Below are 976 nucleotides of genomic sequence, written 5' to 3'. Positions count from 1 at the left end.
AATATCACCACTGTTGACGGTGCTGGTTGAGCCCAATGCCGAGGTGGAGGTGGTTTCTGACACTGACTTCGCGGCAGAGCCTGCCGCCGTCAACAGACTGGCGACCCCGGCCATTTGCACAATTTTGCCATTTTGAATCACGGTGTTGCCGCGAATGCCATTTCGCCCGAAATTAAAGACCGTTGCCTGAATAGGAATGTCGATGATCTCATCGTCGGCAAAGATACAGCTCATTCTATTCGTTCGGGCAATGCCTCGGCTGGACGAGACTTCACCGTACACGGCGGCGGTAATAGAACAGTTGTTGAGTCGGGATTTTTTTCCGTTGGGTAGCAGGCCATTATCCAAGGTTTGGAAAACAATCGGCGTAGTATCACCTTGACCATTTACCCCTGCATTGGCATCGGCGCCGCCGGTGATGACGGCCGTTACCACAGTGCCGGAGGGGACATAGTTATCAATGGTCCGTTTTCGGGCATTGGCAGGATCGTCATTCCATACGAGAGCGGTGTGGTCTATGCCACCTTGTATACCCAAGCTCTGACTGTCATGGTCATAACGTCCGTCTTGGGCTAATCCATCTGAGCTAGGGGGCTGCCTTGCGCCGGTGGTGTTTTGGCCCAAATATCGCCCTTGTGTCGTCATGGCTGTTTGGAACGGAATATCATTCTCGCCGGGTGGGTTCAGGGCTTCAAGGCGAGTATTGAAATCGTCTTGCATGAACGTTACTTGCTCTGCATAGCCCCGAGCAACGGATTCCTGTTCGCTTTTCATCTTAGCCCGAAAAGCGTCATAGCTGGCGGTTTGCATCTTCAAGGCTTTTTCCATGCTGGACAATGCCTTTTCCATTCGGGTCACCGTCACTTGCTGTGCCGATAATGCCGATTGGTTGTCTTTGGCGGTAAACTCAACATCGACCACGGCCCCGAAATCAATCGGCTTGCCCCCTTCCTCGCCATTGCCCGGATTCCCCGAG

General features: G+C 53.2%; 1 protein-coding gene. It reads right to left on the bottom strand.

All coding sequences use genetic code 11. From position 1 onward, the window contains the following. Nucleotides 1–976, bottom strand: a 976-nt coding sequence (locus tag C9J12_RS30150) for a TrbI/VirB10 family protein (RefSeq protein WP_107247131.1), incomplete at both ends; no start/stop codon positions are given.

Source organism: Photobacterium frigidiphilum (assembly GCF_003025615.1).
GTDB lineage: Bacteria > Pseudomonadota > Gammaproteobacteria > Enterobacterales > Vibrionaceae > Photobacterium > Photobacterium frigidiphilum.
Note: the sequence above shows the minus strand (reverse complement) of the source record. Positions and strands in the feature narration are given on the sequence as shown.